A 15344-nucleotide genomic window follows, 5' to 3' on the forward strand; every position below is an offset into this window, starting at 1 on the left:
TCCGAAAGTTGGTCAGTCGACCAGTGTTTCCCAAACCTGCTCATCAACTTATTGACTCGCTAACTTACCGACTCTACAATATGGCTTTATTCGGTTTATTTTCGAAAGAAAAGAAAGAAACGCTCGACAAGGGATTAGAGAAGACAAAAGACAGTTTTTTCTCCAAACTCGGCCGGGCCGTCGTTGGCAAGTCTACCGTTGACGAAGATGTGCTGGACGAACTCGAAAACGTGCTGATCTCGTCGGACGTGGGCGTAGAGACGACGGTCAAGATTATCCGGCAGATAGAAGCCCGCGTTACCCGCGATAAATACATGGGCACCGACGAACTGGACCGCATCCTGCGCGAAGAAATTGCCACGCTCCTGTCAGCCAACAATTCCACCGATGTGCCCGAAGATTTTGGCTTGCCTGCTAACAAAAAGCCGTACGTGATTATGGTCGTGGGCGTCAATGGCGTGGGTAAGACGACGACGATTGGCAAACTGGCGGCTCAGTTTCACAAGCGGGGCATGAAGGTTGTGCTCGGCGCGGGCGACACATTTCGGGCCGCTGCCGTTGACCAACTGAAGCTCTGGGGTGAGCGCGTGGGCGTTCCCGTCATCTCGCACGGCATGAACACCGACCCTTCGGCCGTAGCCTATGACGCCGTCAAGAAAGGTGTTGACATGGGGGCCGACGTTGTCATTATCGACACGGCCGGGCGGCTCCACACCAAGATCAATCTGATGAACGAGTTAACTAAAATTAAACGTGTGATGCAAAAAGTAACGCCCGACGCTCCGCACGAAGTACTGCTGGTACTGGATGGGTCGACGGGGCAAAACGCGTTTATTCAGGCAACCGAGTTCACAAAAGCAACGGAAGTATCGGCATTAGCCATCACGAAATTAGACGGCACAGCCAAAGGTGGGGTAGTCATCGGCATTTCGGATCAGTTCAAAATTCCCGTTAAGTACATCGGTGTTGGCGAGAAAATCGACGACCTACAGACGTTCAACAAAATGGAATTCGTAGATTCGTTCTTTAAAAAATGATGCCTACTCCTTACCTGTTCCTGACACTCTTCCTCAGCGTAGCGCTAACGACCTGCTCCCAAAAATCCCGCTCAACGAAAGATACTAGAGCCGTTGTCACACAGGGCATTTGCGGCACGGTTGTCGAGAAGCGCGGCAATCATATGCCGAGTCCAGATTCGCCCCGGCCCAATCCCGGCGGCACACCGGTCGAACGTGAGGTGCTGATTTTTCCGTTGCTTAATATGACTCAGGTCGACGCGGGCGAAAACGGCTTCATCAACTCTGTTCGGGATGTTAAACCCGTTAAAACAGTGAAATCGGCAACGGATGGGGCGTTTTGCGTGACTTTGCCAGTTGGGCAGTATTCAGTCGTAGTGCGGGAGCCAAAGGGGTTATACGCCAACCTATCCGATAGCCAGAACAACATTTTTCCGGTGCGCGTCGAGAAGGGCAGGAAAGCACAGGTAACGGTCGAAATTACGCATCAGGCCGTATTTTAACTATGGTGAGCATAGGCTCATCCATTGCATAGACAAGCGGGTTTCCATCTGCTTTACCAATGAAAACCAAAGGCATACGTACCAATAAAATTAATATCGTCACGCTCGGTTGTTCGAAAAATCTGGTCGATTCGGAGGTGCTGTTTACGCAGCTCAGGGGCAACGGAATGGCCGTGACGCATGAGTCGAAGAAAGACGACGCCAATATTGTTGTTATCAATACATGCGGCTTCATCGACAACGCGAAAGAAGAGTCCATCAACACAATCCTGCGCTACGTCGATGCCAAAGACGCGGGTATCGTGGACAAAGTATACGTAACGGGCTGTTTGTCGCACCGCTACAAAGACGAACTTGAAATCGAGATGCCGACCGTCGACGCCTGGTTTGGCACCAACGAATTACCGCGGCTGCTAAAAACCCTCCGCGCCGACTACAAGCACGAACTGGTTGGCGAACGGCTGCTGACAACGCCCGCGCACTACGCGTACCTTAAAATTGCTGAAGGCTGCGACCGGCCCTGCTCCTTCTGCGCCATTCCCCTGATGCGCGGCAAACACGTATCGCGGCCGATTGATGAGTTAGTAACCGAGGCCCAGTCGCTGGCCCGGCGAGGTACGAAAGAGCTAATTCTGATTGCGCAGGATTTGACGTATTACGGCTTGGACATCTACAAAAAGCGTAACCTCCATGAACTCATCGACCGGTTGGCGAGTGTTGACGGCATCGAATGGATTCGGCTGCAGTACGCTTATCCGTCGGGCTTTCCAATGGAAATATTGGACGTGATGCTGGAGCGACCAAACGTGTGCAACTACCTCGATATGCCGCTGCAAACCGGCTCGACAGAGCTGCTGAAACTCATGCGCCGGGGTATTACCCGCGAGAAAACCGAAAATCTGATTTACAGCATTCGCGAACGAATCCCAGACATTACCCTGCGTACGACGCTGATTGTGGGGCACCCCGGCGAAACTGACGCCCACTTTGCCGAAACGTATGATTTTGTTGAGCGGATGCGTTTTGACCGGCTGGGCGTGTTCACCTACTCGCACGAGGACGATACGCACTCTTTTTCGATGCCTGATGATATTCCAGCCGACATCAAGCAGGAACGCGCCGACGAGCTGATGGACCTGCAACAGGGCATCTCGCACGAACTAAATCAGCGGAAGGTGGGACAGACGTACAAAGTGCTGTTCGACCGCAAAGAAGGCGGCTATTTCATTGGCCGCACCGAAGCCGACTCACCCGAAGTGGACAACGAAGTGCTGGTTCCGGCGAACGGGTTGGTGCGCTTAGGCGACTTCGCCAATGTGCGCATCAATCGGGCCGAAGAGTTTGATTTGTACGGAGAGGTCACTCCATAAATTCACGAACCGGCAAGGTTCGACTCACAACAGCCCCGAACCTTGCGGGTTTCTCCGTTGTTGCCCTCAGTAAATCCTACCCTGCATGGACTGTCAGTACCTGCCGCTCGCATCCACCGGCCAGTTTTCTTCCCTGTTTCTTGATTACCTCGACCAGAAAGACTCATTACAACCGTTTTACAACCAATTTCCAACGCTACCGGCGTTTCAGCATCAACTTGATGGACGCACGTTCGACGCGCAAAGGCGGTCTGTTTTGGTCGATGCGCTCGAACGACAGTATCGGCACATCACCAAAAAACCCGACGTTTCGGCTCTGCTTCAGCCCAACACATTTACGGTCACGACGGGCCACCAACTGAACATCTTCACGGGGCCGCTCTACATCATTTATAAACTCGTTACGACAATTAAGCTGGCCCGGCAGCTGAAAGCCGCTTACCCAGCTTATAACTTTGTGCCGGTGTACTGGATGGCTTCCGAAGACCATGACTTTGCCGAAATCAATCATTTTTCGCTGTTTGGTAAAAAATACGCCTGGCAAACGGAGCAGCGCGGGGCCGTTGGGCGAATGAATCCGCAAGAGCTAAGGACGTTGTTTGGGCAGATTCCGGAGAAGCTGACCCTGTTTGAGGAAGCCTATTTCAGGCACGATACACTGGCAGACGCTGTTCGGTATTATATCAATGAACTGTTTGGCGCAGAAGGGCTTGTTTGTCTGGACGCCGATGACGCTGCGTTGAAGCGCGTTTTTGCGCCCGTCATGCGCGACGAGCTTATTCATCAAAAATCCGGCAGTTTGGTGCAGGAGCAAACGGAACGGTTGTCCGCTCTTGGTTACAAAACGATCATCACCCCCCGCGACATAAACCTCTTTTATCTGGATGACCAAGTCCGGGAACGCATCGAGTATAAGGATGGAGCGTACAGAGTCGTGCATAACAAACTCCGGTTTTCAGAGAGCGAGTTGCTGAAGCTCCTGGATGAACACCCGGAACGATTCAGCCCAAACGTGGTGCTGCGGCCGCTGTATCAGGAAACGATTCTGCCCAATCTGGCTTACATTGGTGGGCCGTCGGAAGTGCCTTACTGGTTGCAACTTAAGTCGGTGTTCGACCAGTACCATGTACCTTTCCCGATGCTGATGCCGCGCAACTTTGCAACGTATGTGCCCGCCGTAAGTGCCAAACGCATCCGTAAAATGGGCTTGATGCCCGAAGACTTGTTTCAGGATACGATTGCGCTCAAACGTGAGTTTGTGGAGCAGCACACAAGCCACGCGCTGAAGTTCGACAACGAAAACAAAACCGTTAGTAAAGCCCTCGATGCCATTCTTCACAAAGCGCAGATGGTTGATCCGACGCTTGAAAAAGCGGTTCTGGCCGAGACCAAGCGGTTTGCCAATGCCGTAGCCCGGCTCGAAAAGAAAATGCGACGGGCCGAAGAGCGCAATCAGGAAACGGGCGTCCGGCAGTTATTAGCCGTTAAGAATGAGCTATTTCCCAACGGCGGCTTGCAGGAGCGCTCCGAGAACTTCCTGACATTTCACCTCAACGACCGCACTTTCCTCCAAAAAATGTTGTCGGCTTTTGACCCGTTCGACTACCGGATGCAACTTTGTCTGGAGTAAAACAGGCTGTTCCCGGCCACGCTGAAACTATGACCAAGTCAGCACTGCGACAGGCGTTTCTGGCTCAACGGCGGGCTTTGTCGGCGGAGGACGTTATGCACCGAAGCCGGGCAATTACGAATCTACTTTTTGACGAGTTTTTTGATGAATTCGCCGAAAATAAAAGAGTAATTCTGCACACATTTCTGCCCATCGCCCGCCAAAACGAGGTCGATACATGGGCAATCATTCACCGCGTTTGGCAGGAGTTTCCCGGTATTAAAGTCGCGGTTCCGGTAGCAGCCACATTAACAAATCAGCTCACCCATCACCTCATTACGCCCGAAACACCCTTGACGGAGAACCGGTGGGGTATTCCTGAACCGCAGCCGGACACATGCGTCGCTATCAACAGCGAACAAATAGACCTCGTTTTGGTACCGCTGCTGGCCCTCGACAAGCGAGGTCACCGCGTTGGCTACGGTATGGGTTATTACGATCAGTTTTTGGCCGAATGCCGCCCGGATTGCCTTAAAATAGGCGTGTCGCATTTTGAACCAGTCGAGTACATCGCTGATGTGATACCGACGGATGTGCCGCTGAACGCATGTGTTACGCCAAAACAAGTCTGGCGGTTCGACGCCTTGTTTCGTCATAAAAATACCACGTAGATTACAACTATTTGGTATTGGATTGAGTCTTATACGAACAACAAACGCTCATGCCGTCATGAACCGAATTCTGCTATTTCTCCTTCTGTGCCCGTTCATAGCAGAGGCACAGCAAAACGATCTGAAACCAATTGGCAGCGACTTGCTACCAACCAGCCAGTGGACTGGATACTACTGGCAATCAGGCGTTAAAACACAGTACACGTATGATGGCCTTGATATTCGGGCGAAAGATTTAGGTCAGTATATCCTGGCATCCGACAACGCAGACGCGATACGCGCGTACAACGCCTATATTGGCAGTCGGCAGGCCGGAGGATGGCTAATCGCGGGCGGAGTGCTAACGGCGGTTATTGGCGCACCGATTATGCTCTCAAATCGGCCAAATTCTAACGGAAAGTTTGAGACAACCCAGCCTTTTGTATGCCCCAGCGGAATGTACTGTGGAACGCCAGTTGGTAGCGGCAGCAGGCAAATGGTTACCGTTCCCGACGCGCAACGCAGACGCGCACACTTCACAGGGTCGATGTTGTTCATGGGCGGTGCTATTTTGGCGGGTATTGGGTGGGGTTTGAACCTTCCCGGTCAGAATTTACGCCGGTCGGTGCAGTATTATAACCGAGCGCTAAAGGAACGGGGGGTCTCGTGGCGACTAACGCCCTATTCAACAGGTAGCCCTTCTGGCATCGGATTGGTGGGGCGGCTCTGAGTTTTTTGGCTCGCAGCGTCTGTCCATCAACGTTTTTGCCGTATTTTTGCGGGCAATTTATCAACCAATTGCCCGCAAAAATCATGAAAATCGCCGTTGTTGGCGCTACCGGCTTAGTCGGCAGCGAAATCCTGAAAGTACTGGAAGAACGCAACTTCCCCGTATCCGAACTCATTTTGGTTGCCTCCGAGCGGTCGGTTGGTAAACAGATTCTGTTCAAGGGTAAACCGCACACGGTCGTCAGCTTTCAGGATGCCATCGCGGCCCGGCCCGCCGTCGCTATCTTCTCGGCCGGGGGCAGCACTTCACTGGCCCTCGCGCCCCAGTTTGCAGAAGCGGGTATAACGGTTGTCGACAACTCGTCGGCCTGGCGGATGGACCCAACCAAGAAGCTCGTTGTGCCCGAAATCAACGCTGATACGCTGACGCTCGACGATAAAATCATTGCTAATCCTAACTGCTCGACCATTCAGATGGTGGTGGCGCTCAAGCCCCTCCATGATCATTACACCATCAAACGTGTCGTGGTTTCGACCTATCAGTCGGTGACGGGAACTGGCAAAGCCGCCGTCGACCAGCTTTTCGCCGAGCGCGAAGGCCGCGACGATGTGGCTAAAGTGTACCCGCACCCGATTGACCTCAACGTGCTGCCCCACATCGATGTTTTCCTCGATAACGGGTATACGAAAGAGGAAATGAAGATGGTAAATGAAACCAAGAAGATCATGGGCGATGACTCCATCAAAGTCACGGCCACGACAGTGCGAATTCCCACCATTGGCGGCCATTCGGAGGCAGTCAATGTTGAGTTTGAAAACGAGTTTGACCTGAACGAAGTTGTTGCCTTACTGACCAACGCTGAAGGCGTGATTGTGCAGGACGATCCAAAAAACTTCGTTTACCCGATGCCGCTGACGGCGCACGGGAAAGACGAAGTATTCGTAGGCCGTATTCGGCGGGACGAAAGCCAGCCAAAAACACTAAACATGTGGATTGTGGCCGACAATCTTCGCAAAGGAGCCGCTACCAACGCCGTTCAGATTGCCGAATATTTAATGAAACACGATTTAGTAACTGATGTTACGCCAGCTTTTGAGCGGCAGGTTTACTTTTGAGTATGCAGACAAATCTCGACCTCTATACTGATTACTTACTCAGTAGTTTTGGCCAGACCACAGCCACCGGTTTGTCACGGCTGACTGATGGAGCCGTAGGCCACGATGCGGTGACCGATCTGCTCAACCGACTTCAAGGCGATAACCGAACCCTGTGGCAACACGTCAAGCCCCTGATTCGCCAAATCCAAGAGCCGGATGGTGTTTTACTCACCGATGACAGTATCGCTCACAAGCCCCACAGTGACGAAAATGGTTTGGTTACCACCCACTACAACCACACCAGCGGTGATTACGTGCGGGGTATCAATTTCGTCAGTTTAGTCTACCAAACCAGTAAAGGGCAGTGTCCGCTGAGTTTTGAGCCAGTCATTAAAACGCAGCGATCCGAGCTAAAAAACCGCCAAACGGTCTGGCGCTCAGAGCGGACCAAGCACCACATGTTTCAGGATATGGTGCGCCAAGCCCATCAAAACTCCGTGCCTTTTCGCTATGTGCTGGCCGACTCCTGGTACACCAATTCCGACAACATCAACCTGGTCTTAGGCTTGAAACATCACTATCTGGGTGCGGTCAAGTCTAATCTGGAAGTAGCCCGTTCCAAATCCGACCGAGCTAACGGTAAGTTTGTCAAAATCAGCAGCTTAACGCTTCAGCCAGGCACCGTATTGACCGTTTACATTCGCTCGGTGCAAGCACCCGTAGCGATTTGTGGTGACATTCTTCCCAACAAGGATGGGTCGGTTGGTGAACTGCTCTTGCTGATTACCGATGTGACGATGACTTACCAGCAACTCTTGACAACTTACCAAAAACGGTGGGGTATCGAGGAGTATCACAAATCACTCAAGCAGAATGCCTCGCTGGAGAAGTCGCCCACGCGCACCCACCGCACTCAGGCGAACCATCTGTTTGCCAGCATCTGCGCCTATGTCAAACTGGAGCGTTTGCGGCTGGCCGCCCATACAAACCATTTTGCCTTGAAAGGGCGATTGTACCTCAAAGCCCTACAAGCGGCTTTTGCCGAACTATCCGTCCTCAAAAACCAACTTAGCCAATATCCAGAAATGGGATTGGCGTAACATCAGTTAGTAAACGTTGCAGAGAATGTCGCAGCCTGATCGCTATAATGGCATTACTCACTTTGTATGACACCGGAAGAACGAAGAAAGCTAAGGCAGGAATTTGAGGAGATGAGTAAGTTGTTGAAGTTTCATACTGACTACGATGGTAAACTCTCTATGTCGCCATCTGAACATGCTGACTACCGAGACAAGATTCTTGATCTGATGGTTGTCATTCAACGTTGCTTGAACGAGAACAAAGAATAGTGTAAGTTCACTGGTCAAACGACAAACACATGAACAATTTCAAACAACAAATAGCCGACGAATTTGAGCAGTATCAGTTGCTTTCAACGCCTGAGGAACGTCAGGCATTTTGGGGTGATGTCGAGAAGCGGACCAATAGCTTGACTCCTGACCAACGGTTAGCGGCTCAAAAAGATGTTCGTCAAAACGCGGAGCAGATTTTACGTCGGATGGAAACGATTGCCCAACAATTGACTGTCACAGCGAACGCGTAACGCAACGTCTGTAATAGTTAACTCGGATAACCAAAATAGCTCGTTCGGCCTGTCGCCGGGCGAGCTATTTTGGTTATCTTTCGTACTCAACCTGAACGAACGTTTATGTGGAGGAAATGTAAAGAGCAATCATGACGACCGATCAGCCCGTTATTCAACTTCAGAATCTGCATAAATACTACGGCACAATCCACGTGCTGAAAGGCATTGACCTCAGCGTGTCGGCTGGGCAGGTCGTCGGTTATATCGGTCCCAACGGCGCGGGTAAGTCCACGACGCTCAAAATCCTGATCGGGATGCTGCCCGATTACACCGGTGAAGCGCATGTGCTGGGCATGGACGTGAAGACCCACGCGCTCGACATCAAACGCAGGATTGGCTACGTTCCTGAAAATGCGGCCCTTTACGACACGCTCACGCCGATGGAATACCTCCAGTTTGTGGGACAGTTGTATGAATTGGGCAACGACCAGATTGAGCGTAAGGCCCTTGACCTGCTCCGGTTGTTTCAGCTTGCCGACCACGCCAACGCCCGCATGACGACCTTCTCGAAGGGAATGCGCCAGAAAGTGCTGCTCATTTCAGGCCTGCTCCATAACCCCGACGTTATTTTCTTAGACGAGCCACTGTCGGGATTGGACGCCAACGCGGTAGTGCTGGTAAAGGAAATTATTCGTCAGTTAGCCAGCAGCGGCAAAACGATTTTCTATAGCTCGCACATTATGGACGTGGTCGAGAAAATCTCGGATCGGATCATCATTATCGCTCAGGGTCAGATTATCGCCGACGGCACCTTCGCTGAATTGCAGCAACAGCGGCCCGAATCGCTCGAACAACTCTTTGCCGAACTGACCGGCAGTGACGGACAAATCTCGGTAGCCGGCGAATTTATTCAGGCTCTTAACCAATGACCAGCCTTATTCTCTCCCTTCTCGACCGACTGCAACCCCTATTTCGGGCGATGGGTGCCGACTATGGTCAGTTGCGTGCCATCGTTCAGGTTAAGCTAATGATGGATAACCGCCGGAGCATCGTTAGCCTCGGACGCTACGGCAAGCAGTCGGCGGAGAACAACAGCAGTTTCACACGAACTTTAGGCATTTACGCCTTCGTTGGTGGCCTGATTAGTTTAAGTATGCTCTCCAGAAGCGGTAAAGACCTGATGTTTTTCCCGCTGACGTTGCAGTTCGCTTACATTATGGCGCTGTGTGCTATGACACTCATCTCCGACTTCTCATCAGTCATTCTCGACTCATCTGATAATCAAATTATTCTGCCCCGGCCGGTTAGTAGCCGCACCTTGTGGTTAGCCCGGATTGTTCATATTACCAGCTATCTATTCGCCATTGCCCTCTCGCTGTCGGCGGTGGGCGTTTTGGTGATTAGTTACCGGTTTGGGGCATTGGCGGGGTTGCTTTTTCTGGTTATGAGCCTGCTGTCGGCGGTGCTGATGGTGTTTCTGACGAACGTGTTTTACTTAGTGCTGATGCGGTTTATTAGCGAAGAGAAGTTGCGCGAAGTAATCAACTATTTCCAGATCGTGATGGCCGTTCTGTTCTACGGCGGCTACCAGCTACTGCCACGCCTGATGGATACGGAGACGATGCTGAGCGAAGCGCTGACCCACGAATGGTGGCATTATGCCCTGCCGCCGATGTGGATGGCGGGTGCTGTTGAGGTTTTCGTCAGGCCGGTAATTGACCAAACGCACTTAGTATTTTTGACGCTGGCACTCCTGATGCCCTTTGCCGGACTATGGTTTATGAATCGATTCCTGACGCTCGATTTCACGCAGAAATTGAGCAGCATCGATCAGGAAAGTGGTTCCTCGTCACTATCCCAGTCAGACCAATCGGCCCGCCAAACCCAGTCGGCCTGGGTCGACCGGGTGTCGGACTGGATCACGACGACCCCGCTCGAACGGGCCGCCTTTGCCTTTACGTGGCGCGTGACGGGCCGCGACCGGAAATTTAAACTAAAAACGTATCCGCAGTTGGGATTTGGGCTGGCCTACGTTATCGTGATGTCGGTTCAGGGACAAAGCTTAGGCAGAAGCGGCTTTTTTTACCTCTTTGCGCTGTACTTCGCCGGAATTTATGTCATGGTCGCGCAGTATCAGTTGAGCGTCTCCGACAATTACCGGGCCTCGTGGGTATATGGCAGCGCGCCCATTCGCGACCCAGGCGACGTGTTATCGGGGTCGCTGAAAGCGCTCATTGTCAAACTATTGATGCCATTTTACCTCCTACTGGCTGCTTATATACTGTTCAGATACGGTACCGATAAAATCACGGATGTGGTGCTAGCGTTTTTCAACTCGCTGATCATGCTCATGAGTGCGGCTCTGTTGTCGACGCGGCATCTGCCCTTCTCCGTCGAACAGGATGCACTGAAGCAAAACAACACGGCGCGGGGCATATTGGTCAGTGTTGTACTGGGCGTTGTTGGGTTTTCGCATTATGGCCTGACGCTCGTCCCCTACGGCGTTCTGTGCGCTATCCCGGTGTCGGCCGGTCTATTCTGGTTTTTGTTCCGGCAATACCGGCAAACGGGCTGGAGTCAGATTGAGATGAACTGAACCGAAAAGCAAATTCACTACCAAAGCTGAATTGGAGTTAGGCGAACAAGCTGGGGGGGCGGACTACATCTTTATTAGTCTGTCAAGTGCTTAATCGGTTCGGCGCCGTCCACTAACATCCGCATTGTTGTCATTTCATAAACCGCCAGATTAGCGTCGCGCACCCGCAGCATAATTGGTCGGATCTGACAGGTTTCCTCATCGGAGCAGTCGTCGCAACGGACGTAAAAATTGAGTGAAACACAGGGCGTTGGCGCAATGGGACCGTCGATAATCCGAATCACCTGCGCCAGATTGATGCGCTCCGGCTCAACGCGCAACCTATAACCGCCCCCTTTGCCTTTTTGGCTTTGGAGGACGCCGTGGTTTCGTAAATCCAGCAAAATACTTTCCAAAAACTTCTGAGGAATAGATTCCTGCGCAGCAATTTGCGCAATTAACACAGGCCCGTTTCCATAGGCCTGTGTTAAAGCCTTCAGGGCTTTGATGGCGTATTTTGCTTTCTTGGAGATCATACATCAGCTTAGTTAACGTGTAAATTCCGTGGACCTACAGAGTTAGTCATTTTGTCCTATAAATTTTGTATAGTAATTTGGTAAATCAAAATTCTGACGTGTTGCACCTTCATCAATCCTGAAGTTCCCCGGCAATGCGTTACCCAAGCCGTACCCCATCGCTGATAGTACCTCATTGGTTCGTTTGCTAAAAATACTGCCTTATCTTAGGGGTAACTAAGTTGGTCAGGATTTTATGAACACAATGAAAAAACGTCTTGCGCTCTTGATCTGTGCCGGTCTGATTCAGTCGGTTTCGGCCCAACCTGTTCCCACTGCAATCCCCGCTGAAGCGCAGAAAGCCGCCCGGAGCGTGCGTCCCGACGCCGTTGAAGCACACATGCGGTACTTAGCCGACGACAAACTGGCGGGCCGCAAACCTGGTACGCCGGGCTATGAGTTGGCCGCTCAGTATGTAGAGAAACAATTTAAAACGCTTGGCTTTAATCCAATGGGACAGCGCGGCACCTACCGGCAGGCAGTGCCGTTACGGAAAGCGCAGGTCCGCGAAGAAGCCAGTTCACTCGCGCTGGTTGATGGGGGTCAGGAGCGGTTGCTAACCTACGGCAAGAATTTTATCGTCAGTCCAAATTTCGGTCAGCCGGTGAGTGACGTATCGGCACCCGTGGTCTTTGTGGGATTTGGCGTGTCGGCTCCGGAGTTAGATTACGACGATTACGCCGGGATTGACGTGCGGGGCAAAATTGTGGCCTGTTTCAACGGTGCTCCGGCCACCTTTCCGTCAAATCAACGGGCTTACTCAGGGTCGGCGAAGCAGGAAGTAGCGGCTATGCGCGGGGCGGTAGGGTTAATCACGTTCAGCCTGCCCACCGACGTTCGCGCCCGTATTGAATCCAACGCGCCCCGCAACCGGCAGGCTACCTACCGCTGGACTGATCCGCAGGGACGCGCACAACGCACATTTCCGCAGCTACGCGTCATAGCCTCGCTGGGCGACTCCACCGCCCGGCTGCTATTTGGAAAAGCACCCAGGACTTTTGAGGAAGCTCGTTTGGCCGCCAATCAGAGTAAACCGCAGGCGTTTCCACTAAACGTGTCGGTCCGTGCCCACACCCAAACCGACCTAAGCGACGGTCTGGTGGGCGAAAACATTGTAGGCCTGCTTCCCGGTACTGACCCAAAACTAAAAGACGAATACGTCGTCTACGTCTCGCACCTCGATCACCTCGGCATTACCCCGGCACGGCCGGGCGGTCCCATGAAAGGCGAGTCCACGCCGGGCGATTCGATTAATAATGGAGCGCACGACAATGCGTCGGGCGTGGCCATCAACCTTGAAGCAGCCCGGCTGTTTGCGTCGTTACCCAAAAAACCGCGTCGGTCTATCCTGTTCGTAGCCGTAACGGGCGAAGAAATGGGACTGCTCGGCTCCGATTATTTCGCCAGCTACCCAACCATCCCCAAGGCGAGTATTGTGGCAAACCTGTGCCTCGACATGCCGTTCTTCTTTCATCCGCTATTAGACATTGTTCCTTACGGCTCCGAGCACTCAAGCATGAAGGGGGCGGTGGAGGCAGCAGCCGGGTTTGTAGGGGTGCAGATAGCCAAAGATCCCATTCCCGAACAGTCCGTGTTTATGCGCTCCGACCATTTCAGTTTTGTGCGGCAGGGCATCCCGGCGATCTACATCAAAAGTGGCTCCACCACCGGCGATGACCGCGACGGCACCAAACTCAACCTCGACTGGCGGGCGACCACCTACCACACGCCAGGGGACGACATGAACCAACCCTTCGACTGGAACGCAGCCTCCCGGCATGTCCAATTGCAGTTCCTGATCGGCTACCTCACCGCTCAGGCCGACGCCCGTCCTATGTGGAACGCGGGTGACTTTTTCGGAACTAAGTTTGGAAAGAAGACGGAGAATTAAGCTTAGACTGTATCCTGTGACGTCCTAATCAACACACCATTTTGGCGATAGCGATTCTATTTCTATTCTGATAATATCGATGAACGAGCCGGGTATGGAGGATAGGATCAGAAACAAAAAGCCTGTCAGCGATTGCTGACAGGCTCCGGTGCCGAAGGCGAGACTCGAACTCGCATGTCCGTGAAGACACACGCCCCTGAAACGTGCGTGTCTACCAATTTCACCACTTCGGCGTAGGTATTGCCCCTGTTTGGGATTGCAAAGATAAGCGGCTCGCTTGCAATCGTGCAAGAAGTAGACGAAAAAATTCGGGCTACCGGTTAAACGTTAATCGGCTACCCGCCCGGTCGGTCAGGAAGTTGCCGTCCTGGTAAACCAACTCGCCCGATACGATGGTGTGAGTAATCGTAGCGCCGAAGGTGTGGCCCTCCAAGGGTGACCAGCCGCATTGATACAACAGATTTTGTTTGGAGACCGTCGTCGGCTGGTTCGTATCGACCAGCACCAGATCAGCCCAGTACCCCTCCCGAACGTAGCCGCGCCGGTCGATCTGAAAACAGTCGGCGGGGGCATGGCACATCTTGCGCACGAGCGTTTCGATTGACAGCTTGCCCTGCTGCACAAAGTCGAGCATCATCAGCAGCGGGTGCTGCACCAGCGGTAACCCTGAGGGAGCCTGCCAATACGGTTGCTGCTTCTCAGACCAGGTGTGTGGCGCGTGGTCGGTAGCGATAATGTCTAAGCGGTCATCGAGCAGCGCGGTCAGTAGTGCCTCTTTATGGTGCGCGTCTTTTATGGCCGGATTGCACTTGATCTGATTTCCCAGCCGGGCGTAATCTGCACTATCGTACCAGAGATGATGCACACAGACTTCGGTCGTTATGCGTTTTTCGGCAAGCGGTAACTGATTGCTGAAAAGCGCCAGTTCGTCGGCGGTCGAGATGTGCAGCACGTGCAATCGGGTGTTGTGTCGTCGGGCCAGTTCAACCGCCAGTGATGATGAGATCAGGCAGGCTTCCTCGTTGCGAATTAGCGGGTGTAAGGCTGCGCTTGCCTGACGCGGCCCGGCCGTATCGTCGTACTTAGCACGGTAACGTTCGGTGTTGGCCCGGATAGTGGCTTCGTCTTCGCAGTGGGTGGCAATGAGCATGGGACTTTCCCGGAACAGCTCGTTCAGTACGTGTTCGTCATCAACCAGCATGTTGCCGGTCGATGACCCCATAAACACTTTGACACCACAAACGGAGCGTGGGTCGGTGCGGAGCACTTCGGCGAGGTTGTCGTTTGACGCGCCCATAAAAAATGAGTAATTCGCCATTGACGACCGAGCGGCAATCTCGTATTTATCGGCCAGCAACGCCTGCGTCAGTGCGTTCGGGACGGTGTTGGGCATCTCCATAAATGAGGTAACGCCCCCGGCCACGGCCGCCCGCGACTCTGACCGGATACTCGCCTTGTGCGTTAAACCCGGCTCCCGAAAATGCACCTGATCGTCGATAAAGCCGGGCAGCAAATATTGCCCCTTCGCGTCAATCACCTGATTGGCTGGTTGGCCGGACAAATTGGGCGCAATCTTCTCAATGAAGCCGTCGACAATTAGAATATCCGTTTCAATAGTTTGCTCTTCATTAACTAAACGGGCATTCAGAATCAAAATGGTGCTCATGTGAATAACAGGTCTGAAAAACGAAGATACGTATCGATAGCTACCTTATGGCCGGGAACGTTACGCGTGCCCTTGTC

General features: G+C 52.7%; 14 protein-coding genes and 1 tRNA gene. 12 read left to right on the forward strand and 3 right to left on the reverse strand.

Annotation, left to right across the window (positions count from 1 at the left end):
* Positions 1-80: 80 nt before the first annotated feature.
* From ftsY to ACYVHB_RS23070, 11 genes are all read left to right on the forward strand, one after another.
* On the forward strand, positions 81-1037 hold the full coding sequence (gene ftsY, locus ACYVHB_RS23020) for a signal recognition particle-docking protein FtsY (protein WP_461054151.1): 957 nt from the start codon (positions 81-83) through the stop codon (positions 1035-1037).
* Positions 1034-1519 carry a hypothetical protein gene (locus ACYVHB_RS23025; protein WP_461054152.1) on the forward strand — a complete coding sequence of 162 codons (486 nt, stop codon included), beginning with the start codon at positions 1034-1036 and terminating at the stop codon, positions 1517-1519. Before ftsY ends, ACYVHB_RS23025 begins: the two co-directional genes overlap by 4 nt.
* Positions 1520-1578: 59 nt before the next feature.
* Positions 1579-2889 carry a 30S ribosomal protein S12 methylthiotransferase RimO gene (rimO, locus tag ACYVHB_RS23030; protein WP_461054153.1) on the forward strand — a complete coding sequence of 437 codons (1311 nt, stop codon included), beginning with the start codon at positions 1579-1581 and terminating at the stop codon, positions 2887-2889.
* A gap of 85 nt (positions 2890-2974) precedes the next feature.
* The gene (gene bshC, locus ACYVHB_RS23035; RefSeq protein ID WP_461054154.1) at positions 2975-4519 is read left to right on the forward strand and encodes a bacillithiol biosynthesis cysteine-adding enzyme BshC; all 1545 of its coding nucleotides are present in this window, start codon (positions 2975-2977) and stop codon (positions 4517-4519) included.
* A 29-nt stretch (positions 4520-4548) separates the two neighbouring features.
* Positions 4549-5169: a 5-formyltetrahydrofolate cyclo-ligase gene (locus tag ACYVHB_RS23040; RefSeq protein WP_461054155.1), complete on the forward strand. Its 621-nt coding sequence runs from the start codon at positions 4549-4551 to the stop codon at positions 5167-5169.
* Between the two features lie 58 nt (positions 5170-5227).
* Entirely contained in the window at positions 5228-5878 is a 651-nt protein-coding gene (locus ACYVHB_RS23045) for a hypothetical protein (RefSeq protein WP_461054156.1), read from the forward strand.
* An 83-nt stretch (positions 5879-5961) separates the two neighbouring features.
* On the forward strand, positions 5962-6993 hold the full coding sequence (locus ACYVHB_RS23050; protein WP_461054157.1) for an aspartate-semialdehyde dehydrogenase: 1032 nt from the start codon (positions 5962-5964) through the stop codon (positions 6991-6993).
* A gap of 2 nt (positions 6994-6995) precedes the next feature.
* The gene (locus ACYVHB_RS23055) at positions 6996-8075 is read left to right on the forward strand and encodes an IS701 family transposase (protein WP_461054158.1); all 1080 of its coding nucleotides are present in this window, start codon (positions 6996-6998) and stop codon (positions 8073-8075) included.
* 278 nt (positions 8076-8353) lie between these two features.
* The gene (locus ACYVHB_RS23060) at positions 8354-8578 is read left to right on the forward strand and encodes a hypothetical protein (RefSeq protein ID WP_461054159.1); all 225 of its coding nucleotides are present in this window, start codon (positions 8354-8356) and stop codon (positions 8576-8578) included.
* Between the two features lie 131 nt (positions 8579-8709).
* Positions 8710-9489, forward strand: coding sequence for an ABC transporter ATP-binding protein (locus ACYVHB_RS23065; protein WP_461054160.1), 780 nt, complete (start codon positions 8710-8712; stop codon positions 9487-9489).
* On the forward strand, positions 9486-11156 hold the full coding sequence (locus ACYVHB_RS23070) for a hypothetical protein (protein WP_461054161.1): 1671 nt from the start codon (positions 9486-9488) through the stop codon (positions 11154-11156). The genes ACYVHB_RS23065 and ACYVHB_RS23070 overlap by 4 nt, the downstream gene beginning before the upstream one ends.
* A 74-nt stretch (positions 11157-11230) precedes the next feature.
* Here ACYVHB_RS23070 and ACYVHB_RS23075 read toward each other — a convergent pair whose 3' ends face one another.
* On the reverse strand, positions 11231-11671 hold the full coding sequence (locus ACYVHB_RS23075; RefSeq protein ID WP_461054162.1) for an RrF2 family transcriptional regulator: 441 nt from the start codon (positions 11669-11671) through the stop codon (positions 11231-11233).
* 244 nt (positions 11672-11915) lie between these two features.
* Here ACYVHB_RS23075 and ACYVHB_RS23080 point away from each other — a divergent pair, with 244 nt between their 5' ends.
* Positions 11916-13601, forward strand: coding sequence for a M28 family metallopeptidase (locus ACYVHB_RS23080; RefSeq protein ID WP_461054163.1), 1686 nt, complete (start codon positions 11916-11918; stop codon positions 13599-13601).
* Positions 13602-13750: 149 nt separating this feature from the next.
* Here ACYVHB_RS23080 and ACYVHB_RS23085 read toward each other — a convergent pair.
* A tRNA-Leu gene (locus ACYVHB_RS23085) sits at positions 13751-13834 on the reverse strand.
* Between the two features lie 80 nt (positions 13835-13914).
* A complete protein-coding gene (locus ACYVHB_RS23090) occupies positions 13915-15267 on the reverse strand; it encodes a dihydroorotase (protein WP_461054164.1) in 1353 nt (450 codons plus the stop codon).
* Positions 15268-15344 lie beyond the last annotated feature (77 nt).

The organism is Spirosoma arcticum (assembly GCF_054779955.1).

What these genes read in the sequence shown, in the direction of transcription:
- ftsY (WP_461054151.1), top strand. Translation starts at nt 81, where the DNA reads ATGGCTTTATTCGGTTTATTTTCGAAAGAAAAGAAAGAAACGCTCGAC.
- ACYVHB_RS23025 (WP_461054152.1), top strand. Translation starts at nt 1,034, where the DNA reads ATGATGCCTACTCCTTACCTGTTCCTGACACTCTTCCTCAGCGTAGCG.
- rimO (WP_461054153.1), top strand. Translation starts at nt 1,579, where the DNA reads ATGAAAACCAAAGGCATACGTACCAATAAAATTAATATCGTCACGCTC.
- bshC (WP_461054154.1), top strand. Translation starts at nt 2,975, where the DNA reads ATGGACTGTCAGTACCTGCCGCTCGCATCCACCGGCCAGTTTTCTTCC.
- ACYVHB_RS23040 (WP_461054155.1), top strand. Translation starts at nt 4,549, where the DNA reads ATGACCAAGTCAGCACTGCGACAGGCGTTTCTGGCTCAACGGCGGGCT.
- ACYVHB_RS23045 (WP_461054156.1), top strand. Translation starts at nt 5,228, where the DNA reads ATGAACCGAATTCTGCTATTTCTCCTTCTGTGCCCGTTCATAGCAGAG.
- ACYVHB_RS23050 (WP_461054157.1), top strand. Translation starts at nt 5,962, where the DNA reads ATGAAAATCGCCGTTGTTGGCGCTACCGGCTTAGTCGGCAGCGAAATC.
- ACYVHB_RS23055 (WP_461054158.1), top strand. Translation starts at nt 6,996, where the DNA reads ATGCAGACAAATCTCGACCTCTATACTGATTACTTACTCAGTAGTTTT.
- ACYVHB_RS23060 (WP_461054159.1), top strand. Translation starts at nt 8,354, where the DNA reads ATGAACAATTTCAAACAACAAATAGCCGACGAATTTGAGCAGTATCAG.
- ACYVHB_RS23065 (WP_461054160.1), top strand. Translation starts at nt 8,710, where the DNA reads ATGACGACCGATCAGCCCGTTATTCAACTTCAGAATCTGCATAAATAC.
- ACYVHB_RS23070 (WP_461054161.1), top strand. Translation starts at nt 9,486, where the DNA reads ATGACCAGCCTTATTCTCTCCCTTCTCGACCGACTGCAACCCCTATTT.
- ACYVHB_RS23075 (WP_461054162.1), bottom strand. Translation starts at nt 11,671, where the DNA reads ATGATCTCCAAGAAAGCAAAATACGCCATCAAAGCCCTGAAGGCTTTA.
- ACYVHB_RS23080 (WP_461054163.1), top strand. Translation starts at nt 11,916, where the DNA reads ATGAAAAAACGTCTTGCGCTCTTGATCTGTGCCGGTCTGATTCAGTCG.
- ACYVHB_RS23090 (WP_461054164.1), bottom strand. Translation starts at nt 15,267, where the DNA reads ATGAGCACCATTTTGATTCTGAATGCCCGTTTAGTTAATGAAGAGCAA.